This is a genomic window from Enterococcus sp. LJL90 (genome assembly GCF_056924355.1).
This window is the reverse complement of the sequence record NZ_JBXPBQ010000001.1, coordinates 119,483-141,284: the sequence shown is the minus strand read 5'-3', so window position 1 is coordinate 141,284 and position 21,802 is coordinate 119,483. Positions and strand designations below refer to the sequence as shown.

The following is a 21,802-nucleotide window of genomic DNA, read 5'->3' as shown; positions in this document are numbered from 1 at the left end:
ACTACCATTTTAGAAATTTGCGAGTTCTCTCATCGCTTCGGTAACTTGTTCTTCATTAACTAAAAATTCTCTTTCTAACGGTAACGCATAGCCCATACTTGGTGCATTTGGTCCAGCCAAGCGTTTGATTGGTGCATCTAATTCAAACAAAGCATCTTCGGCAATCATTGCGCCAATTTCGCCAACGACACTGCCTTCGTTGTTATCTTCTGTCACTAATAAAACTTTACCAGTTTTCTTAGCAGCATTAACTAAAGTTTCCCGATCTAACGGATAAAGGGAACGAACGTCCACCACGTGAGCGCTGATACCTTCTTCTGCTAATTTTTCAGCTGCTGATAAAGCGTATTGCAACATCATGCCATAACTAATTACAGTAATATCATCGCCTTCGCGAACCACGTTAGCTTTATCAATCGGCACAGTGTAATCATCTTCTGGCACTTCGGCTTTTAGTAAACGGTAAAGCCGTTTATGTTCATAGAAAATCACCGGATCGTCTGAACGAATAGCCGCCTTAATCATGCCCTTCGCATCATATGGATTAGAAGGTGTTACCACCCGAATACCAGGTTGGCCAAAGAAAACTTTTTCTGTTGATTGAGAATGATACAAGCCACCGCGAACACCGCCTCCATAAGGTGCTCGGTAAACAATTGGGTTTGTCCAGTCACCTTTAGTCCGATAACGCATCGTTCTAGCTTCTGAAAGAATTTGGTTCGTTGCAGGCAAAATATAATCCGCAAATTGGAATTCTCCAATCGCCCGATAGCCTCTTAAACCAAGACCAACCGCTAAGCCGCCAATCAATCCTTCCGTCAATGGTGTATTAAAACATCTGTCGTCACCAAAGCGAGCTGCTAAACCTTTAGTAACACCGAACACGCCGCCTTTTTCGCCACCGACGTCTTCCCCGAAGATTACGACCTTTTCATCACGGGCCATTTCTTCAGAAATCCCCAGGTTAATCGCTTCTAAATATGTCATGTTAGCCATTTTTATTTCATTCCTTTCTCAGTTTGTCTTATTTATTGGCGTAAACTTCATCTAACAACGTCGATGCTAACGGATCAGGCATTTTTTCTGCTTCATCGGTTGCAGCATTGACTTCATCTTGAATTTCTTTTTCAATTTCTTCAACTAATTCTGGCGTCAAATAGCCTTCATCTAATAATTGTTTTTGGAAGAAATTCAATGGATCATGATTTTTCATATCTTCGATTTCTTCTTTTGAACGATAAACAGTTTGGTCATCGTCAGAGGAATGAGAAGTTAAACGGGCAACTTTCAATTCAATTAATTTAGAGCCTTTGCCGTTGCGGGCATCTGCCACTGCTTCTTTGAAGGCTAAGAAAACTTGCGCAAAATCATTGCCGTCAAGGGTCACGCCAGTAAAGCCGTAGCCCTTCGCCCGATCTGAGAACTTACCAGCATATTGTTCTTCCGTGTGAACTGAGATAGCGTATTCATTATTTTCAATAACGAAAATCATTGGTAATTTTTTAACACCGGCAAAGTTCATGGCTTCTTGAACTTCTCCTTGGTTGGCAGAACCTTCACCTGTAGTAACCAGCGTAACGAAATCAGCTTTTTCTAATTGTGCAGAATAAGCGACGCCGGTTGCGATTGGCATTTGAGTACTTACTGTTGAGGAGAAAGAAACGATATTATGGGCTTTAGAGCCGTAATGGTTTGGCATTTGACGACCATGGGAAGAAGGATCAGCTTCTTTACCAAAAGAGCCTAGTAAAACATCTTTTGAAGTCATACCCCAAACTAAGCAAGCTGTCATATCCCGATAATAAGGTAAGAAATAATCTTTTTTAGGATCAAAGGCCATCGCCATTGCCACCTGCGCTACTTCAGCACCTTGACCGGAAATATTAAAGGAAGTTTTACCAATCCGGGTCAATTGCCAGAGCCGTTCATCTAAACGGCGGCCTCTCACAACATCTTTGTATGCTTGGATAATTTGATCTTTGCTCAAACCTGTTTTTTTCAATGATTCCATTTTTATCAACCTTTCTTCTATTTATGAATTGCTTTTCCGTAAGTATCAAGTGAAGCCTCTTGGATTGCTTCAGAAAGAGTCGGATGGGTATGGACGGCATCACCAATTTCAAATGGCGAAGCATCCAAGTAGATTGCGGTGCTCACCTCTGAAATCAAATCTGTCGCATGAGGTCCGATGATGGACACTCCCAGCAAATCATCCGTATCTAAATCACGAATTACCTCAACGAATCCCTCTTTTTCCCCGTAGACCAAGGATTTACCATTGCCGGAAAAATTAAAACGACCAATCTTAACGTTCTTATCCTCCGGCAGATTATCTTTTACATAACCGACGCTGGCAACTTCCGGACTCGTGTAGACACCCCGCGGAACATTAATGTAATTCAGCAGTTCAGGATTTTGCCGCAATAGATGACTAACCGCCAACTCCCCTTCCTTCATCGCCACATGCGCCAGTTGCATCGTATCAATACAATCACCGATTGCGTAAATATGTCCTTCCGTTGTTTGATAATGCTCGTTGACGACAATTCCTTTTTCATTGTATTTCACAGAAGTATTTTGCAACCCTAAGCCTTCAACATTTGGTGAACGACCAATGGCCACCATCACTTTATCCACTGTCAGTGGATCTTGGCCTTCAATTATCACATTAACCTTGCCGTCTTTGGCTTCGGCTTCAGTCACTTTGCTCTTAAGTAAAACTTTGATGCCCTTTTTCGTGAATACTTTTTTCAACTCGCGGGAAATGGTAGTGCTTCCATTTATCAGCAAGCGATCTAAAAATTCGACAATTGTTACATCGACTCCCAAGCTGTTTAATAATGAAGCCCATTCAACACCAATCACACCGCCGCCGACAATCACGATGGATTCCGGCAGAGTTTCCAACCGCAGCATGCCATCTGACGATAAAATATTTTCTTCATCAAGAGGCAGATTGGGCAAGGTTCTTGGACTAGAGCCAGTTGCGATAATCACATTTTTAGGAACAATAATTTCTTCTTCCTGACTCTTGTCATTGAAGGTCACAGCAATTGCTCCAGAAACCGGCGAGAAAATTGATGGGCCTAAAACAGCGCCTGTTCCCTCCAGTATCCGAATTTTATTTTTCTTACATAGTTCTTGGACGCCCTTGTGGAGCTGATCGACAACGGCTTGTTTTCTAGCTTGAATTTTTTGGAAATTCACTACCCCTTCATGGGAATCTTCAATTCCAAATTCCTCAGACCGCTTTAAAGTGTCATAAACTTCTGCACTTCTCAGTAAAGCCTTTGTTGGAATACAGCCGCGATGCAGACAAGTGCCGCCTAATTTGTCTTTTTCAACGATGACCACATTCAATCCTTCTTGGGCTGCCCGAATGGCGGAGACATAACCACCTGTCCCACCGCCTAAAACTAATAAATCTGTTTGTTCTGCCACTTTACCTCACTCCTATTTTTAATCTACATCTTGCTGTAATCTAACGCCATTTCTTCACCATCTAACACGCGACGAGCTCCTTCGTATAAAGCCTGCATCTCCATTTCCCCCGGAAATTTCAGCACCGGAGCCAGCCAATCAACATATTCGCCAATTGTCCTGCTAACGTAATCCGAATGAATAATTCCTCCAGTTAAAATGATTGCATCAACTTTTCCTCTAAAAACAGCGGCTAACTCGGTAATGCTTTTGCCAACTTGATAACTCATGCCATCCAGATAAAACTTCGCTTCCTCATCGCCAGCATCAATTCGTTTTTGAATCTCCCTTAAATCAGTTTCTCCTAAATAAGACTTCAAACCAGCTTCGCCGGCAATCAGCTTCTTGACTTCTGCCAAACTCATCTGCTTGCTCAGAATAAACTCAGCAAAATTAACTAACGGCAGCTCCCCACTTCTTTCTGGTGTGTAAGGACCTTCACCATCCAAGCCATTGACAACTTCTATCATCTTGCCATTTTGATGGGCACCGATACTAATGCCTCCACCTAAATGAGCCACAATTAAAGAACTTGCTTCATAAGTCTTGCCAATCTTTTTCACCAACTTGCGGGCCACAGCCTTTTGATTGAGGGCGTGGGCTACACTTCGGCGCTCAATTCCTTTCAAGCCTGAAATACGAGCTAACGGCTGCAGCTCGTCCACCACCACTGGGTCGACAATAAAGGCGGGAATTCCCAGAGTTTTGGTAAATTCGTTAGCTAAAATTGCGCCTAGATTTGAAGCGTGGGTATTATATTTTTCTTGCCTTAAATCTTCTAGCATCGCTTCGTCAACCTTGTAAGTGCCACCGGGAATCGGTTTTAATAAACCACCGCGGCCGACAACCGCCACTAAATTTTCCAGCATCTGATGGGCTTTGACAAATTCTAAAATAATTTTGTAACGAAAATCGATTTGATCCATCACGCCGGGATATTTTTCCAGCTCTGCAACACTGTGGCGAATTGTATCTTCGGCAACGAGCTGATCATCAGCATAAATTGCAACCTTCGTCGAAGTCGAGCCTGGATTAATGACTAATATTGCTTCCATAATATCCTCCTTCTTTTGGTACCTATAGAAACATTGGCTTTTTGGTGAGAACTTGTTTGTCCTATTTTTTTGTATTTTTTAAAATAGAATAGGGGTTTCACGATAGCGCTTTTTAAAAAGCCGTCTCACTGCGCCACCTGTCTAACCGCAAATTCCAGTGAAAAAAGCTTAGTGTCGGTTGAATCACTTCTGGAGGTCAACACAATCGGAACTTTGGTGCCGACAATTGTGCCACCAATTTTGGCCCCAGCATACATCGTCAAAGCTTTGTATAAACTATTTCCGACATCGATTGTCGGTACCACGATGGCGTCAGCATCTCCCATAATCGGTCCTTGAAAATGTTTGTGTTGAACAGATTCTTTGGATAAGGCCAAATCAAAGGAGAGAGGCCCATAGATCACCCCATCTGGATCATCTTTAAATTCTTCAGTCACCTCTGTTGCTAAAACAGAGGAGGGCATTTTAGGATTATAATTTTCAGCTGAGCTTAAAAGAGCAATTTTTGGTTGGGCAATTCCAATTCGTTGCGCGACTTGCCGAATATTTTTTACGATTTCAACCATCGTGTCCTTGTCCGGCGCAATATTCATGGCGCTATCGCTCATTAAAAAGGATTGCTGGGCTGTGGGTAGTTCAATCAGTGCCACGTAGGATAAAACTTTCTGGGTTTTTAAATTGTATTTTTTCTGCAAAACTTCTTTTAATAATGTATGGGTCTGCATAATACCTTTAAATAAAATTTGAGCCTTGCCTTCTGCAACAAAATTAACTGCTGCTTCAGCGACAGCCAATTCACTTTCGCAATGGTGATATTCCCAGATGCTCTCATCGGCAATATTTTCATTGGTATCAAATACCACAAATTTCATTTCAGTCGCAAAATATTCACGAGCTTTTTTTACTAATTTTAAGATCTCTGGTTGAGACCCTCCGGCAACGGAGACGACAATCATTTAGGTCACTCCTTCTTTAATTTAGTTCTTCTATCCTTAACTTATACTATATTGTAAGCGTGAACAAATTGTTATTATTTATTCTTTTATTAAAAAAATTTATAACCAAAAAGATTAGATTTTAATAAAAAAAAAACCCTTTAATAACAAGCGTTTTCTTAAATCTCTTTTAAATTGTCAGAATATTTTCAAAAAATAAAACATTTAAATTAGAAAAATTTCACAGATTATTTTAATAAACAGCCATTACATGTGCCTTTAAAAATTTTTCTTGTGAAATTTCACAAAAATTGATTGTAATAATTTACAACTGATTGAAGTGTTGTTATTGTTAAAATACCAATACTAATATATTGATCCCTAACATTTATTTTCTCGAGAAGCTTTATCTTTTTTATGTTGAAATCGAACAAGTCGATTTCTTGTTATTTATAATAAAATAGGAGTAAAGTAAAGGTGGGGATAAACTAAAAGACGAGGGTGATTACATGTTAGATGTACGAGGTTCAATTAATAATTTAAAATGGAATACGGAGCATCATTTTCTGCATATCCAAGCGCAGCATGAATTTATCAGAATCTGGGCGATTCAATTTGAGCTAGGCTACACAGATTTTCGCACCATTCAAATGGCGCTGCAATTAGATGGTAAAATTGATTTATTGAAACGCTTTGCCAAAGCTTATGATGCTGTTTATCGCTATGAATACAGCTTTGTCAAAGGTGGCTTAGAGGGATTTAATCAAGAATTCGGTGATAAACTTGCCGATTACGATCAAGCTCATCAAACATTGCTGCAAATCATCGATGAAATTTCGCAGTTCCAGCCAGCGCCGGATGAGGATAGTAAGTTGATATAGTGCAATTCATATTTGATTTCTTACTTATGTATTGCAAAGTATCGGGGTTGTGTCACAAATTTTATAGATGTAATTTTTAAGATATATTGTATTTTCTTTGTAGTCCATTGAATCCGCAAGAGAACAAGGGCTTGGTCTTGTGGTTCAATGGACTTCGTCGCAAATCTATAATATCTTGTAGCCTTATCAAACAGTTAATTTATAAAAAAACAGTTTTATATTACTGACGTCTCAGCCATTTGTTTTATCTTAAAATAGTGCTTTTACATTTTTTTAAACCAATCTCTGACAAACGTCATAAAAGCTAGTCTGGCAGGGGTCATTTCCATGTTTTTCTTGTGGGTCATAATAATTTTCCAGTCAAAGGTTAATTCTACAGGGATTGAGGTCAGTTCCTCTTTTCCATAAATATCCACAATGGGCGTCGGCAAAATGCTAATTAACTCTGGATTATGAATAATCATGTTGATTAACAAATCCCATTGCTTACTTTTGAAAACTATTTTAGGATTAATTCCATGCTTTTGAAAGGTTTCCATAATAACGTGATAGAGCTGGAAATCTTCATTTAAAAGAATTAAATTTTCATTCACTAAGTCCTCTAAAAGCAACGGTTTTTTTTGGCTAAGAGGGTGCTTTTTGCTGATAACTGCAGAAATTGTGCTTTCTACAAGAATCTCTTTTTCAATCTTGGAGCTTTCAAAAGGCTCAATTAAAACAGCGATATCGACACCGCCTTCTAAAAATTTATTTTTTAGTTTATCACCTCCTAGTTCAACTACTTCAAACTCAACATTTGGATTTTGCATAGGGAAGTTGGAAATCACTTCATAAAAATAGACTGTTAAGATTACCGGCGGAATGCCAACAATGACTTTACCTGAATGACTAGTAGTAATCTCCTTTAACCTATTTTCAAATTCATTCACAGATAGTAATAAAACCGCAATTTCCTTTCTAATCTCCTCTCCTTGCTTGGTGATTTCAAGCGTCCTACCCTTTCGGTGAAACAGAGAGACTTGGTGCTCTGCCTCAAAATCTTGAATACTTTGAGTCATCGCTGGCTGAGAGATAAAGCATTTTTCTGCTGCTTTGCTAACACTTTTCATACTCAAAACAGCATAAATGTAATCTAGTTGTTTAAGATTAATACGCATTTAAACACCACTTTCGTCCTTTGGTTATAAGAATATTGTACCTTAAAAAAACAAAAAAAATCTCAAAAGCCAACAAAATTGTTAGCCTTTGAGAGAAAATATGTCCTATTACGAATGTAAAAAATCGGCAACGTCTTTGGCAAATAATGGGCTTTCAAGAACGCCAGCCATATGACCTTTATTACTGTCGATTTTGACTAGTTGAGCCTCTTTACCTACCTCATTCAAGTAGTCTACCATTCTTTCGTTAAAAACTGTTTGCTGAATCATGTCCTGTACGCAAGATATCATCAGTACTTTAGAAGAAATCCGATCAAAAGCCGTCTCTAAACTTTCGTATCCATGGGCTATATCGTGCATCATTGTCGCTCTGGAAGTGTAGTACCAATGACTTGCATCCATCAACGGCAAATTAACTCCCACAACTTCTGCCAAAGCTTTTTCATAAGAGTTTGGCGTATGGATATTTTTATAAGGTTCATCATCAAAACTATCCCGGGGGTAAGTTTCCTCATAAAAAGTACCCGAAAAAGCGCCAGTGTTCATCATCTGTACTGCCAGCTCTAAACCTTCTAACGGTTGCTGATCGTCTTCATAATTTCCGTCATGCCAATTTTGGTCCATCGCAATCACACGCATCGCATGTTGTAAAACACTAAAGGAAGTCAACACTGGATTTTGTGGATTTGTAATGACACCAATTACCCGTTCCACCATTTCTGGGAATTCAACAGCCCATGATAGAGAAATCATTCCGCCAGCTGAGGCCCCCATAACAGCGTACAATTTCGTAATACCTAACTGATTAACCAAAAATTCTCTTTGAATTCCTGCGATATCTTTAAATGTGTATGCTGGAAAATCTAGCCCCCATCGCTTACCAGTTTCAGGATTGATTGAACGTGGCCCAGTTGTAATGACGTTAGGATTATGGTACTGCACATTCGCAAGATTATCCGTACTGATAACAAAGAATTTATTCGTATCTACAGCCTTCCCTGGCCCAATTAACTCATCCCAGTAGCCGGGAATTGGGTCTTCTTCCTTATATTTACCAGCCGCATGACTGGATGCACTAAAATAATGGGAGACTAAAATGACGTTATCCTTCGCCTCATTTAAAGTCCCATACGTTTCATAGCCCAACGTCACTGGGATTTTAAATCCATTTTCTAAAATATATTCCTCTAAATGAAATTGCTTTTTTTCAACTAACATTTGTTTCCTCCCAAACTTATTTTGTTTTTCCGGTTTCCGGCATTAAAAATGATCCAATAAAGAAAGACAAACTAGCAATTACCGCTAAAAGTAACCCGACTTTAAATCCAGCGCTATCAATGACAACCCCAATAATGTAATAAAAGATTGTCTCAAATATATACGAGAAGGACCAAAAGATTCCCATGATTAAAGTTAATTTTGATGGTGTCATACCTGGTAGCTCTTGTGGGATAGTCATCAAAGCTGTCATTGGTAAAAACATTAGAAAGCCGACTAACGCTGCTGCTATTAAGGCAATGGTGCCAGATTTTGTCAACATCATCAGTAGAGCACAGAGTGTCATAAAAAGACCTGACCATCTGACCACCGGCAACCTTTTGGTAACTTTTTTAACAACACCAATCCCTACAGCTGAACCGGCTACTCCAGAAATTGCAACTACTGTACTCAATAACTTGGCATCCACCGCAGCGCTATTAGAAATTGGAAAGACAGTTAAAATAACAATATATAAGGTCAGCAAACCAGCATAAGTAAAAGGAAAAGCAAAGGTAAATTTTTCTTTTAAAGCCTGACCTAACGTATATTTTTCAGCAGCTTCATTAGCTCCGCCTTTATTCAATTCAAAATCTTCTCCAAAGATTAACCATAAAACCAATAAGACCATGCTGCAGCCGGCAAAAAATAGCATGCTGTTTTGCCAGCTAACAAGCCAGTTGCTAATCGGCACTACAATCGCCATTGCTAAAATGCTCCCAATATTATAAGCAGCCGCATTGACCCCATTCACAACAACCCGTTTTTCTGGTGAGAAATAATTTAAAACAATCGGACCGAAATAAACAACAAACAAGGCACCACCAAATCCCATAATGAAGCGGGCTACTACAAATAGCCAATATTGTGGTGATAAGACTCCTAATACACTACCTCCGACAATTAAAAAGGAGGCTAAAGCAATAGCTTTTTTAGGATATAATTTCACCAAAATCCCTGCTGCCATCAAGTTCCCAATAATTTTTGCAACAGTAATTGCATTTGAAATAAATGTGGCTGATGAAAAAGATTCGAGATTAAAATAAGCCATAATTTGCGGTGTTAAGGTAGTTCCAGCAATCCAATTTACTGCAAAAAATGCATAACTCAAAAACATAATTATTTCAATAATGTACCGCCTAGAAGCCATTCTTTTTTCAGTTGTCTGTTCCATATTACCCTACCTCTCTTTGATTGCCTTTCAAATTTAAGTGCATTAATCCTTGATTGAAAATCGCTGTATCCATAACTTTTAAGTGTGCTGAAACAATCGGTTTAAATGCCATCTGATCCAGAATGTCCTTTTCTAAATCGATTCCCGGAGCTACTTCGATTAACGTCAGTCCTTCTTTTTTTAATTCAAAGACAGCCCGTTCTGTGACATAGTACACTTCTTGCTCCAGTTTACGGGCATAGGATCCGCTGAAAGTAATCTGTTCCACAGCTGATACAAATTTTTGTTTTTCTCCCTCAACTAGGATTTTCAAATGCTGATTTTTTAGTTCGTATTGGACTTTTTTAGCAGTAAAGGTTCCCACAAAAATGACTTTTTTGGCAGTTTGAGTAATATCAATAAAACCACCCGCTCCAGCAATTTTAGGTCCAAATTTTGAAACATTAACATTTCCTTGTTGGTCGGTTTCTGCCATCCCTAAAAATGCTACATCTAAGCCACCACCATTGTAAAAGGCAAACATATCACTTTGCTGAATAATTGCTTGTGGAAAAATGGAGCTGCCAAAATCAAGATTACCTTGAGGCGTGCCCCCAAAAACTCCAGGTTCTACTGTCGGAATAAAATAATCCTCTTGATCCTCTTCACTCAAAACCTCTGCAACCACTTCAGGCATCCCAATACCATAGTTCACAACATAATCGGTATCAGGATTAAGAAATTTTGCCGCCCTCCTAGCAATGACTTTTCTAATAGTTAGTGGTGTTACTGAAACAGTGTCTACCTTTTCTTTAACTCCCGCAGATATAAATTTGGCATTGAAAACTGTGTCAAAGGTTTGCTGATGATTATCAGCCTCTTGAGCTATAACAACATAATCTACACAAACCCCTGGTATTGCAATCGATTTTGGATCCAAGCTTCCCCTCGCACGTCTTTCTTTCACTTGTACAATTACCTTGCCACCATTATTTTTAGTTGCTAAGGCCATTGGCAGTACCTCCAAAAGTAATGGTTCTTCCGCAAAAGAGATATTGCCACTATCATCTGCATAAGTACCTTTAAGTATCGCTACATCAGGAAAAATTGTCTTATAAGCTAAGCAGGTTTCCCCTGCTAAAGAAATTTTTTCAACTAGATTTTCGGTTGTTACATCATTTAACTTACCACCAGAATATTCCGGATCAACAAAAGTTTCCAGGCCAATATGTGAAAGATGCAGCGGCCTCTTAGCTGCAGCATCCCGAAACATTTGTGAGATGACTCCTTGAGGAAAATTATAAGCTTCCACTAGATTCTTCTCGACCAAAGGCTGAAACTTCGGCACTAAGCCCCAATGTCCGCCGATAATTCTTTTTAGCAATCCCGGACTTGCATAATGATTTAGTCCACGGTCCCCCTTATCCCCAATTCCTGCCGCATAGGCTAAAGTCAGATTTTTTGGATGTCCGGTTTCCTGATAATTTTTTTCCACAGCTGCATGAATTTCTTCTGCCACTCCAGTTCCAATAAAACCACCAACGACTAATGTATCTCCATCTTTAATTAAGCCAGCCGCTGTCTGAGCATCAATGAAATTCACTTTTCCTGAAGCTCCCATCACTACTTCACCTCCGTATTTTACTCTCTAAATCGATTTCTATCTCGGCGCCTGAGAAAGAGTCAGATTCTCTAAAAGTTTGTCCCTTTAAATTCGCATGCCACCATCGACAGACAGAACATGTCCATTAACAAAAGATGCTTGATCACTCGCTAAAAATGCAACTGCCTGCGCAATTTCACTTGGTTCAGCTAACCTTTTAAGTGGATTTTGAGCCTTCAATTGCTCCAAAATTTTTTCTGGAACAGTCTGAACCATTTCAGTATTTACATAACCTGGCGCCACCGCATTCGTACGAATATTGGCGCCCTTCCTAGTAAATTCCTTAGCCCAAGTATAAGTTAAGCCAATAACTCCAGATTTCGTAGCGGCGTAATTACTCTGCCCGATATTTCCATATATACCAACGATAGACGATAGGTTGACAATGGCCCCTACCCCTTTTTGTAACATGCCTTCAATTACTTTTTGAGTTACTAAAAAAGTTCCTTTCAAATTAACATCAATTACAAAATCCCAATCTTCTTCGTTTAACTTATTAAGTAATTTATCTCTCGTGACACCAGCGTTATTAATTAGGATATCAATTCCTTCTTCGACATTTAAAATCTCCTGAACCCCTTGATTGACTGATATCTTATCTGTGATATTCACCTTTTTTTGAACAAAATTCGGCAAATCTGGACCAACTTGAACGTCAAAAGAATAAACTCTTTTTGCACCTTCAGTTAAAAATAACTTTGCAATTTCAAAACCAATGCCTGCAGCGCCACCTGTGACTAAAATTACTTTCCCTGTGAATCTTCCCATCATCTTTCGCTCCTTTTTGTATCCGCTTTCATTTATAGTATACGTGACATCCTCTACTTTGATAAATACATATTATCAATTTTAATATAAGTACAGCTTATATTAAAATTAAATTTTTTTCCAAAAAAAAATCACACAGCTTGTAAGCTGTGTGATTTCGATTTGTACAAGTTACTTCGCGTAGTCCGTTGCCCGGGTTTCCCGGATAACGGTAACTTTGATATGGCCTGGGTAATCCAAGTCATCCTCAATTTTCTTGCGGATGTCACGAACCAAGCGGACCGCATCCATATCGGAAATTTCTTCTGGTTTCACCATGACGCGAACTTCTCGTCCTGCTTGAACAGCAAAACTGGATTCGACTCCAGGGAAGCCATTGGAGATATTTTCCAAGTTTTCTAAGCGGCGAATGTAATTTTCTAATGATTCGCTGCGGGCACCTGGCCGCGCTGCGGATAGTGCATCGGCTGCCGCTACCAAAACAGAGATGATTGAAGTGGCTTCAACGTCTCCGTGGTGGGAAGCAATTGCGTTGATGACTACCGGATTTTCTTTGTATTTTGCAGCTAATTCAGCACCGATTTCAACGTGGGAACCTTCAATTTCATGGTCAAGAGCTTTACCAATGTCATGAAGTAAGCCGGCACGTTTGGCTAACTGAATATCTTCTCCCAATTCGGCTGCTAAAACTCCGGAAAGCTTGGCAACTTCAATGGAATGGTTTAAGACGTTTTGTCCGTAACTTGTTCTGAAGCGTAGACGACCTAAAATCTTGATTAAGTCAGGATGCAGGGTGTGGGCGCCGACTTCAAAAGCCGCTTGTTCGCCGTATTCACGAATCCGTTCATCCATTTCTTTACGAGATTTTTCAACCATCTCTTCAATCCGTGCCGGGTGAATCCGGCCGTCTTGAATTAATTTTTCCAAAGTCATCCGGGCAATTTCCCGGCGAATCGGATCAAAACCAGAAAGAACAACTGCTTCAGGAGTATCATCGATAATTAAATCGATACCCGTCAGCGTTTCCAGTGTGCGAATATTCCGACCTTCACGACCAATGATGCGACCTTTCATCTCATCATTTGGTAATGCCACCACGGAAACTGTGGCTTCTGACACTTGGTCAGCGGCAGCCCGTTGAATGGCCAGTGAAAGCAAGTTCTTCGCTTTACGATCTGATTCTTCTTTGGCACGCTGTTCAGCATCCTTCACTCGTACGTTAATCTCATGATTCAACTCTTCTTCCGTTGACTTCATAATCAAACCGCGGGCATCTTCTCTCGATAGAGCAGCTACCTGTTCAAGTTTTTCCTGCTGTTCAGTGATTAAGTTTTCTACTTCTTTTTCTCGCTCGTCAATTAATTGCTGTCTAGCACCAAGTTTCTCTTCTTTGTCTTCAAGTGAGTTTTCTCGTTTTTCAAGAGAGTCGTCTTTACGGTCTAAAGACTGTTCTCTTTGAAGCAAGCGATTTTCTTGTGTTTTTAGCTCTTGTTTGCTCTCCTTCAACTCACTTTCAATTTCTTGTCGATACTTTTGGTTCTCTTCTTTAGCTTCTAACAAAGCTTCTTTTTTCAGGGTTTCTGCTTCTTTTTGGGCTCCCTCAAGGATACCCGTCGCAGAATTTTTCGCTCCAGCGATTTCTTTTTCGTGCTTAGATTTCGCTAGATAGAATCCTAAAGCCAGACCGGCAATTAAACCGATGATAGCGAGGAGAAGGCTAATAAAGTCCATGTACTCCACTCCCAAACTATCTTTTTTTATTCATAAAATCGTGTAGCTTTTTTGATAAATCTCTTCTTATCAATATGCCTACATGCATAAATAGTGCCTACTGACACATAACTTTATTCTAATGTTTGTCTTGGCAAGTGTCAACTCAATTTCCTGCTTTTGCCATAATGCCAATGGCAAAGAACTCGCTAGCTAAAATCTCCAGCATCTTCCAATAGCGGCTACCCTTTAACTGCCTACCCTTAAAATGAAAAAAAGTGCTGACATACAAAAAACTGTTCTGCAAAGGAATGTATTCCCTGCAAAACAGCTTTTTCTTCAACTAATTTACTTGAACTTCAACTCCATTAATGATTAAAGCTTCAACATCATCAATATCTAAATACTCACCAAAAATTTGGACGTCTTCAGTTTTTTGGTAGCTGACTACTGTTAATGAGTCACCATAATAATAAGGATGCTCCTGACCATCCTTCATCTGCACTTGAATGTCCAGCGGTAATTCTTCTGCCGATAAATCTTCCTTCGTTTGCAAATCAGAAACAAAGCTTAGGCTAATACCCGATAATTTTACATCCTTTAAAGCGACTTTGTAGCCGGCAGAAGTAATTTCCACATCACCGAGTTCTACTGTCGGCAAACTTTGCGGTTCTTTTAGCTTAATTGCCCAGTCTCCTGTTTGATAGACTTCATAATCAAGACTTTCAAGTTTTAAATCATATTGACTCAGCTCATCTTGAGGTAAATCAAAAACAAGCTCCTCATAATCACCTCGTCCAGTCTCGTTATTGTGGGTGCCATAATCAATTCCAAAACTAGCAATCTCCTTAACCTCTTTTCCAGTTGTATTATTGACAAAAGAAACAAAGGTATACTGCCGCTGGACAGTGTTTGGTGCTTTAATTTGCAGATGTAACAAATCATCTTTATAGGCAATATTCGATAGACTGACCTGCTTTGCTTCAGAAATCACCGCCGTCTTTTCCTCTGGTAATAGCATTTCTGCTCCCAATTCCTCCAAGGTGAAACCATATTTTTTTTCTAGCTCAGGTATCATGCCGCCACCAAAACCACTTCGTTCTGAATCTTTAGTCCAAGTGGCATCCTTGGTTAAATATTGGGACAAATCAACCTCCACTACCTCATTGTTTTCCACCTGTCGACTAGAAAAACTATTCAGAGCGAAGGCATAATTGTTTGCTCCTCCGTCAAAGGTATCAATCGAATGGACCATGATGGTCGCCGTTTTCGTATCTGGATTGTAATCAACCACCTGAGCGTTACCGCCGCCGTTCATCTGCCAATCATTCAAAATCATATCGGCACTTAGACGGTCCTCCGTCAAATCTGTCAGCTCCGCTAAAAAATGGGTGCTGTTAGTGTCCCGGAAGCTAGCCAAAGCCCGCAGTTCTAGACCTTGGTCACTGACTGTCTCCGTCAATTTATCTGTATTGAGCAACATTTCCTCTGCATGGTTGCCAAATAGCCGATAATAAATGCTAATCAAACGGTCCGCCTGAGTAAAGGCGGTCAAAAGCATCAAGGACGCCGCTGCCGCAATTAGCCAACCAATTTTTTTGCGTTTTTTCTTTTTGTGAAGAACTGGCGGGTCCGCTAGTGTATCCCGCTGCTCCATGAACCGCTGTTGAACATTTTGAAAATTATCCTCAGTAAAAGTCTCCGTATAACTCAAAAAATCATCCAGCTGTTCATCTGTTAAATGTTCTAAAGGAAGCTCATTTTTTTTGTCAGTCATTTTTCACACCTCTTTCAAATATTCACGGTCACCTAAAATTCGCTTGAGCTTTTGTTTGCCACGATATAAAAAGTTGTCCACTTCCTTTGACGAAAGCTTCATCCGTTGCCGAATCTCCTTAGGCTTTTCTTCATAAAAGAATCGGCGAATAATTATTTCCTTGAAAGGTTCTTCTAACAACTGAATCGCACTGTACAATTCCGACCAATCTTCCTCCGCCAGCGCAACAGCCTGCTCCTTGGCTTCCTGATTGTCAATCAACTGCAGTACATTTTTCTTTTGATTTTGACGATATTTATTAATCGCCAGACTTTTCGCCATCACTGCCAGATAGCTTTTCAAGCTACCTTTGCTGGGATTAAATTTCTCTGGATACTGCCACAGACGAATAAAGACATCACTGACGACCTCTTCAATGTCCATCGCCGAAAACCTGTTCTTATCATTTAAAACGCTGGCGGCAATCGCCCACAATAATTTTGTATAATCCTGCATGACTCGTTGATAAGCTCGTTCATCATGCTCGAGTAAACCTAAATAAAGCTCTTCTTCCTTCATCTTTACACCACGCTTCCCTTTTCTAATAATACAAAGAAAAAAGTTAAATTCCTCAACTTTAAGAAAAATTTCTTAGCTGAACATAAAAAAAGAAACAAAAAGCTTTGCGTTACTTCGCTTTCTGTTACTTGATTTTTATCTTATAAAACAAGCAAAAGCCATGGTGTCCTTAGCTTCTAACTTCTTAAAATTTTTAAATCCCATTCAGTAAAAAAAAACTGAGTAAGGTGTCACCATCCTACTCAGATTGTTTGTCATTATTAGTCTAAAGGCAATTCTTCTTGGCCTTCTTCAACTGTTTCTTCGACTTCGACCGGCTCACCGATGCCATAAGCTGCCCGTACTCGTTCAGCAATTTCTTGCATCATTTCTGGATGTTCCATCAAGTAAATCTTAGCATTTTCCCGGCCTTGACCAATCCGATCGTCTTTGTAGCCGTACCAAGCGCCGCTCTTATCGACGATATCTTTTTCAACGGCCATATCTAGCAACTCGCCTTCTTGAGAAATACCCAAGCCATACATAATATCAACTTCCGCCACTTTAAATGGCGGCGCAACCTTGTTTTTCACCACTTTAATTTTCGTGCGGTTTCCGACAATATCGGTTCCTTGTTTTAATTGTTCAGCCCGGCGAACTTCTAAACGAACCGTTGCATAAAATTTCAACGCCCGGCCCCCAGGAGTTGTTTCGGGATTTCCGAACATCACGCCGATTTTTTCACGAATTTGGTTGATGAAAATGGCGATGGTTTTCGTCTTGTTAATTGAGCCGGATAATTTCCGCAAGGCTTGTGACATTAAACGAGCTTGCAAGCCGACATGGGTGTCTCCCATTTCCCCATCGATTTCCGCACGGGGAACCAAAGCAGCTACCGAGTCAATAACCACGATGTCAATTGCACCACTGGAAACCAAAGCGTCAGCAATTTCTAGACCTTGTTCACCAGTATCTGGTTGTGAAAGCAAGAGGTCATCAATATTAACACCAAGTTTTGCAGCGTATTGGGGATCTAAGGCATGCTCTGCATCAATGAAGGCTGCAGTGCCGCCTTGTTTTTGAACTTCGGCAATTGCATGCAAAGCAACCGTCGTTTTACCAGAACTTTCTGGTCCATAAACTTCAATAATCCGGCCGCGGGGATAACCGCCGACACCTAAAGCAACATCCAACGCCAATGAACCGCTGGGAATCGTTGCGATTTGCTGGTCAATTTTTTCCCCCAGCTTCATGATAGAACCTTTACCATAATTTTTTTCAATTCTTTTAAGTGCAGCATCTAAAGCCGCTTTACGATCATCTGCCAATCGAAAATCCTCCTTATATAAATTCAACAAGTAGCTTGTCTATAACTATTTAACTGTATTTATCATAGCTGTTTTACTGCAAAAAAGCAAGAAAAAGGCGAATGTTTGTTCTCTTTTTATTTTTCCTTATAAAGCGGCCCGCCGAATCAAATCCAAGCCCCGCATCACAGCACTATTGCGAACATAGGAGCGGTCTCTCGTGAAGTGATATTTTGTGGCAACAGTGGGCTGATTTTTTTGCGCTAAAGCAATCCAAACTGTTCCCGGCCGTTGATTTTCTAATTCATCAGGCCCGGCCACACCTGTAAAGGAAACTGCAAAATCACTGTCTGCCAATTGCAATGCCGACTCCGCCATGGCGGTCGCACAATACTCGCTGACTGTGCCAACCTCCGCTAATTTTTCAGGATCCAATCCTAAAAATTTGACTTTGGTTTCCGGCGAGTAGGTGACAAAGCCGCCTTTAAAGACCGTTGAGACCCCAGGGATATCTCCCAATGCTGCTTGAAATTCACCCGCTGTCAAACTTTCTGCGGCTGTTACGGTCTTCCCTTTGGCCTTTAATAACTCTACGACAACTTTTGCTAGGGAATTGTCGTCACCATAACCGTAGAAAAATTTTCCGACACGCGCTTGAATCACCTGCTCCATCTCATCTATCAGCTGTAGTGCCTGTGCTTCATCCGCTTCTTTGGCGGTAATTCTCAACGTCACTTCATTGGGTTTAGCATAAGGTGCCAGTGTTGGATTAGTTTGTGCTTCAATTAAATCTGCTAGCTCGGTCACCAGCGCTGACTCACCGATGCCAAAAAAGCGCAGTACTCGGGAATACAATTTTTCTCTTGCTGGAAAAACTTCCCGCAAAACAGGTGCCGCCATCTGTGCAAACATTGGTTTCATTTCACTAGGTGGTCCCGGCAAAAGTAAATAGCTTGTGGAAATCCCCTGATAGAGACAACCAAGAGCTAGGCCAGTTGGATTTTGCAGGGTGACTCCATTTTGAATAGTTAATACCTGCCGCAGATTATTTTCTGTCATCTGGCGCTTACCGGCTGCAAAAAAACTTTCCAAATGCGCTAGTCCTTCTGCATCTTGAACTAAAGGTTCCTGCACATGGGCCGCCACAACATCCTTGGTCAAATCATCATCCGTCGGGCCCAAGCCGCCGCACAAAACAACTAAGTCGCTGCGCTGATCGGCTAGTTGAATCATCTCCTCAAGTCGCTTAGGGTTATCACCGACAACCGTATGGTAATAAATCTCAAAGCCTAATTCTGTCAATGACTCTGAAAGATAAGTCGCATTGGTATTGACGACCTGACCTAATAATAATTCTGTGCCGACAGCAATTATTTCTGCTCTCATAAGTTACTTCCTCTTCTCTATAAACTACGCATTTGCCTCGTAAATATTTTAGCACAGTTTCAATTATGCCGAGAAAAATTAACCCGAGAATCAAAAATTTTTTTAAGAAAATCAGATTTTTTTCGAATTGCAGCATTTTCTGGTAATCTAGGGGAAATGCTTGGGGGTTGGAAAATGGATTTTAAAATGTTAGCCATGATTTTCCTAATAAATTTTGCTTACATCACCTTAAATACACTACGTTTTATGCTGGCAATGAAGGGTTATCGCGTCATTGCTCCGCTGATTAGTATGGTGGAAATAGTGATTTATGTTTTAGGTTTATCCATGGTCTTGGATCGATTAGACAATCCAATTAATTTAATCGTTTACGCTTTAGGGTACGGAATCGGCGTCAGCGTCGGTATCAAAATCGAAGACAAATTAGCTTTAGGCTATACGATGGTCACCGCCATTTTACCTAGCAACACGGAAGAGATCAGTGTCTTGCCGCAACGTTTACGGGAAGCCGGCTTTGGTGTAACCGAAAGCTTAGGCGAGGGCTTGAATGGTCCCCGACTAATTTTAGAAATTTTATCCCCCCGCAAAGATGAAAAACAGCTCTACCAGCTGATAAAAGAAATCGAAGAACGGGCCTTTATCATCAGTTACGAACCGAAATATATCTCCGGCGGTTTTTGGACTAAAAAAATCAAAAAACGGCGGCAGAAGTTGGGCTAGCTTGAGTAAAACAATCCCTATAAAAACTAAATAAAGAACGCAAAGCTTGTCTGAAAATTAATTTTGGGACAAGCTTTTTTGCACTCGTGGCAAGCAACAAATTTATTCAATTGAAAAAAGTGAACGCTTGCCAATATCTCAAAATAATTGGCCCACTTTTGATTTTTAAAATGAAAAAAATGAAGGATTATTTGTTTTTTCTCTCTAGACCAAAAGCTTTGATTGCTGAATTCACTTGAGAAATCACCATTCATCGTTCCTGTTTGCTATTCCTCTTTGAGAAGCAATTTTTATCACCTGATAAAAATAACAGGCGCCATTTTTGAGACCACTTTCAAATCATGTTAGGTTAACTGTGTCACAGCCACTTGAGAGAATTCATTTAAAGCAAATTTTTTAATAGAAATTTGTATACAGTGGTGGGCAACATTACTTGAAGACTATTAGGAGGAATCGAAACATGGCAAAACACGAATTACCGGAAGTCGAAACTCGTCTTTTTATTGATGGAAACTGGCGGGAAGGCTCGCAGGATAAACATCCTGTAATCAATCCCGCAACAGAGGAAGTTTTAGCGGAGGTCCACTGGGGCGGTGCAGCAGAAGCTGAGACAGCGATTGCGGCAGCTGAAGCGGCTTTACCGGATTGGTCAACAATGGCGCCAGCTGAACGGGGCAGTATTTTAACTAAATTAGCTGACTTAATTGAAGCAGATGCTACTCGTTTGGCGACAATTATGACCATGGAGCAGGGAAAACCCCTTGCCCAAGCGAAAAGTGAAATTACATCAAACGTTGAAAATCTGCGATGGAATGCCGCAGAAGGCCAACGGGTGTTAGGAGATATTATTCCTTCACCAGATACGAATAAGTGGTTAGTGCAAAAACAACCGATTGGTGTCGTCGGAGCAATTACACCTTGGAACTTCCCTTCAAATATGATTATCCGTAAAATTTCACCGGCGCTTGCTGCTGGCTGCACGGTTATTTTAAAACCGGCAGAGGATACACCACTATCTGCTTTGGCTTTAGCCGAATTGTTTGAAAAAGCCGGCTTACCAAAGGGTGTTGTAAATATTATTGTCGGGGATGCTGAGGCTATCGGTGAAACCTTAACCAAATCTGATGTGGTGAAAAAAATTACCTTCACCGGCTCAACTGAAGTTGGCAAAACTTTATACGAACAAGCAGCACCAACTTTAAAAAAAGTTTCAATGGAATTGGGAGGACATGCACCGTATATTATTTTCCCTGATGCTGATTTAGAGCTGGCGGTAACCACTCTGATTGAAACTAAATTTATCAATAACGGGCAAGTATGCACTTCGCCAAACCGCATCTTTTTACACAAGGATATCAAAAAAGAAGCGACTAAATTAATTTTAGAAAAAATGGCTGAGGTAACTTTTGGCAATGGCTTAGATGATCCAACAACTGGTCCTTTAATCAATGAAGAGGGTCGTAAAAAAGTTGAAGAGCAATTAAAAGATGCCCAAGATAAAGGCGCTAAAATTTTGTTTGGTGGGCAACGTTTAACCGAAGGCGACTATCAGCAGGGCTTTTTCTTTGAACCAACTGTGCTGGATTTAGTTACGACTGATATGGATATTTTCTACCAAGAAACCTTTGGACCTGTGATTCCTTTGATTGAATTTGAGGATGAAGAAGCAGTTATTCAGGCCGCTAACGATTCAGAATTCGGCTTGGCTTCATACTTCTTTGCCACCAATATCCACACGATTGACAATGTCAGCAAAAAATTGGCCTATGGTATGGTGGGCGTCAATAATACTGACCTTGAGAGTTCCGCCACACCTTTTGGCGGCATTAAGCACTCTGGTTTTGGTCGTGAGAACGGCACTTACGGCGTGGAAGAATATCTTGTAGAAAAATTCGTCAACATTCGGACGGCTCGTTAAATAATAGACAGCAGCTGCAAATATTCCCGATTATCTAAGGGGATACTTGTAGCTGCTATTTTTTTGAGAAAATCCGAAATACCCCGACCATAAAAATT

General features: G+C 40.3%; 18 protein-coding genes. 3 read left to right on the top strand and 15 right to left on the bottom strand.

The annotated features are described in order from the left end of the window. Positions 1–9: 9 nt before the first annotated feature. From AC1Z3S_RS00660 to AC1Z3S_RS00640, 5 genes are all read right to left on the bottom strand, one after another. On the bottom strand, positions 10–996 hold the full coding sequence (locus AC1Z3S_RS00660) for an alpha-ketoacid dehydrogenase subunit beta (RefSeq protein ID WP_461738732.1): 987 nt from the start codon (positions 994–996) through the stop codon (positions 10–12). A 28-nt stretch (positions 997–1,024) separates the two neighbouring features. After that, the gene (locus tag AC1Z3S_RS00655; protein ID WP_461738731.1) at positions 1,025–2,011 is read right to left on the bottom strand and encodes a thiamine pyrophosphate-dependent dehydrogenase E1 component subunit alpha; all 987 of its coding nucleotides are present in this window, start codon (positions 2,009–2,011) and stop codon (positions 1,025–1,027) included. Between the two features lie 17 nt (positions 2,012–2,028). Continuing rightward, positions 2,029–3,441, bottom strand: a complete 1,413-nt coding sequence (lpdA, locus tag AC1Z3S_RS00650) for a dihydrolipoyl dehydrogenase (protein WP_461738730.1) — start codon at positions 3,439–3,441, stop codon at positions 2,029–2,031. Between the two features lie 23 nt (positions 3,442–3,464). After that, the gene (gene buk / locus AC1Z3S_RS00645) at positions 3,465–4,535 is read right to left on the bottom strand and encodes a butyrate kinase (RefSeq protein WP_461738729.1); all 1,071 of its coding nucleotides are present in this window, start codon (positions 4,533–4,535) and stop codon (positions 3,465–3,467) included. A 125-nt stretch (positions 4,536–4,660) separates the two neighbouring features. Continuing rightward, the gene (locus AC1Z3S_RS00640; protein WP_461738728.1) at positions 4,661–5,491 is read right to left on the bottom strand and encodes a phosphate acyltransferase; all 831 of its coding nucleotides are present in this window, start codon (positions 5,489–5,491) and stop codon (positions 4,661–4,663) included. Between the two features lie 488 nt (positions 5,492–5,979). On the opposite strand from AC1Z3S_RS00640, the gene AC1Z3S_RS00635 reads away from it, so the two are divergent. After that, positions 5,980–6,351, top strand: a complete 372-nt coding sequence (locus AC1Z3S_RS00635; RefSeq protein WP_461735917.1) for a hypothetical protein — start codon at positions 5,980–5,982, stop codon at positions 6,349–6,351. 263 nt (positions 6,352–6,614) lie between these two features. On the opposite strand, the gene AC1Z3S_RS00630 is transcribed toward AC1Z3S_RS00635, so the two are convergent. The 10 genes from AC1Z3S_RS00630 to AC1Z3S_RS00585 all read right to left on the bottom strand — a co-directional run bounded on the left by AC1Z3S_RS00630 (position 6,615) and on the right by AC1Z3S_RS00585 (position 19,066). Continuing rightward, entirely contained in the window at positions 6,615–7,508 is an 894-nt protein-coding gene (locus AC1Z3S_RS00630; RefSeq protein WP_461738727.1) for a LysR family transcriptional regulator, read from the bottom strand. Positions 7,509–7,616: 108 nt separating this feature from the next. Then, a complete protein-coding gene (locus AC1Z3S_RS00625; protein ID WP_461738726.1) occupies positions 7,617–8,726 on the bottom strand; it encodes an alpha/beta fold hydrolase in 1,110 nt (369 codons plus the stop codon). 16 nt (positions 8,727–8,742) lie between these two features. After that, complete coding sequence (locus AC1Z3S_RS00620) at positions 8,743–9,939, bottom strand: MFS transporter (protein ID WP_461738725.1); 1,197 nt, start codon at positions 9,937–9,939, stop codon at positions 8,743–8,745. A 1-nt stretch (position 9,940) separates the two neighbouring features. Beyond that, positions 9,941–11,539 (bottom strand): acyl CoA:acetate/3-ketoacid CoA transferase, encoded by a 1,599-nt coding sequence (locus AC1Z3S_RS00615; RefSeq protein ID WP_461739408.1) that lies wholly within the window; start codon positions 11,537–11,539, stop codon positions 9,941–9,943. Positions 11,540–11,626: 87 nt separating this feature from the next. Then, positions 11,627–12,352, bottom strand: a complete 726-nt coding sequence (locus AC1Z3S_RS00610; protein WP_461738724.1) for an SDR family oxidoreductase — start codon at positions 12,350–12,352, stop codon at positions 11,627–11,629. A 168-nt stretch (positions 12,353–12,520) separates the two neighbouring features. Further along, the gene (gene rny / locus AC1Z3S_RS00605) at positions 12,521–14,080 is read right to left on the bottom strand and encodes a ribonuclease Y (protein ID WP_461735923.1); all 1,560 of its coding nucleotides are present in this window, start codon (positions 14,078–14,080) and stop codon (positions 12,521–12,523) included. Positions 14,081–14,402: 322 nt separating this feature from the next. Further along, entirely contained in the window at positions 14,403–15,836 is a 1,434-nt protein-coding gene (locus AC1Z3S_RS00600) for a hypothetical protein (protein WP_461738723.1), read from the bottom strand. 3 nt (positions 15,837–15,839) lie between these two features. Then, on the bottom strand, positions 15,840–16,394 hold the full coding sequence (locus AC1Z3S_RS00595; protein ID WP_461738722.1) for a sigma-70 family RNA polymerase sigma factor: 555 nt from the start codon (positions 16,392–16,394) through the stop codon (positions 15,840–15,842). Positions 16,395–16,654: 260 nt separating this feature from the next. Then, a complete protein-coding gene (gene recA / locus AC1Z3S_RS00590) occupies positions 16,655–17,701 on the bottom strand; it encodes a recombinase RecA (protein WP_461735926.1) in 1,047 nt (348 codons plus the stop codon). Between the two features lie 126 nt (positions 17,702–17,827). Further along, positions 17,828–19,066 (bottom strand): competence/damage-inducible protein A, encoded by a 1,239-nt coding sequence (locus AC1Z3S_RS00585; RefSeq protein WP_461738721.1) that lies wholly within the window; start codon positions 19,064–19,066, stop codon positions 17,828–17,830. A gap of 174 nt (positions 19,067–19,240) precedes the next feature. On the opposite strand from AC1Z3S_RS00585, the gene AC1Z3S_RS00580 reads away from it, so the two are divergent. Both AC1Z3S_RS00580 and AC1Z3S_RS00575 read left to right on the top strand, forming a co-directional pair. Further along, positions 19,241–19,786 (top strand): DUF2179 domain-containing protein, encoded by a 546-nt coding sequence (locus AC1Z3S_RS00580; protein WP_265459295.1) that lies wholly within the window; start codon positions 19,241–19,243, stop codon positions 19,784–19,786. Positions 19,787–20,246: 460 nt separating this feature from the next. Continuing rightward, positions 20,247–21,704, top strand: coding sequence for an NAD-dependent succinate-semialdehyde dehydrogenase (locus AC1Z3S_RS00575; RefSeq protein ID WP_461738720.1), 1,458 nt, complete (start codon positions 20,247–20,249; stop codon positions 21,702–21,704). The last annotated feature ends 98 nt before the right edge of the window (positions 21,705–21,802 follow it).

Bases quoted from the DNA above. Each gene is read 5' to 3' on its own strand.
- AC1Z3S_RS00640 (WP_461738728.1), bottom strand. From the start codon at position 5,491: ATGATTGTCGTCTCCGTTGCCGGAGGGTCTCAACCAGAGATCTTAAAA.
- AC1Z3S_RS00595 (WP_461738722.1), bottom strand. From the start codon at position 16,394: ATGAAGGAAGAAGAGCTTTATTTAGGTTTACTCGAGCATGATGAACGA.
- AC1Z3S_RS00625 (WP_461738726.1), bottom strand. From the start codon at position 8,726: ATGTTAGTTGAAAAAAAGCAATTTCATTTAGAGGAATATATTTTAGAA.
- rny (WP_461735923.1), bottom strand. From the start codon at position 14,080: ATGGACTTTATTAGCCTTCTCCTCGCTATCATCGGTTTAATTGCCGGT.
- AC1Z3S_RS00660 (WP_461738732.1), bottom strand. From the start codon at position 996: ATGGCTAACATGACATATTTAGAAGCGATTAACCTGGGGATTTCTGAA.
- buk (WP_461738729.1), bottom strand. From the start codon at position 4,535: ATGGAAGCAATATTAGTCATTAATCCAGGCTCGACTTCGACGAAGGTT.
- AC1Z3S_RS00630 (WP_461738727.1), bottom strand. From the start codon at position 7,508: ATGCGTATTAATCTTAAACAACTAGATTACATTTATGCTGTTTTGAGT.
- AC1Z3S_RS00620 (WP_461738725.1), bottom strand. From the start codon at position 9,939: ATGGAACAGACAACTGAAAAAAGAATGGCTTCTAGGCGGTACATTATT.
- AC1Z3S_RS00635 (WP_461735917.1), top strand. From the start codon at position 5,980: ATGTTAGATGTACGAGGTTCAATTAATAATTTAAAATGGAATACGGAG.
- AC1Z3S_RS00610 (WP_461738724.1), bottom strand. From the start codon at position 12,352: ATGATGGGAAGATTCACAGGGAAAGTAATTTTAGTCACAGGTGGCGCT.
- AC1Z3S_RS00575 (WP_461738720.1), top strand. From the start codon at position 20,247: ATGGCAAAACACGAATTACCGGAAGTCGAAACTCGTCTTTTTATTGAT.
- AC1Z3S_RS00655 (WP_461738731.1), bottom strand. From the start codon at position 2,011: ATGGAATCATTGAAAAAAACAGGTTTGAGCAAAGATCAAATTATCCAA.
- AC1Z3S_RS00580 (WP_265459295.1), top strand. From the start codon at position 19,241: ATGGATTTTAAAATGTTAGCCATGATTTTCCTAATAAATTTTGCTTAC.
- AC1Z3S_RS00600 (WP_461738723.1), bottom strand. From the start codon at position 15,836: ATGACTGACAAAAAAAATGAGCTTCCTTTAGAACATTTAACAGATGAA.
- AC1Z3S_RS00615 (WP_461739408.1), bottom strand. From the start codon at position 11,539: ATGGGAGCTTCAGGAAAAGTGAATTTCATTGATGCTCAGACAGCGGCT.
- AC1Z3S_RS00585 (WP_461738721.1), bottom strand. From the start codon at position 19,066: ATGAGAGCAGAAATAATTGCTGTCGGCACAGAATTATTATTAGGTCAG.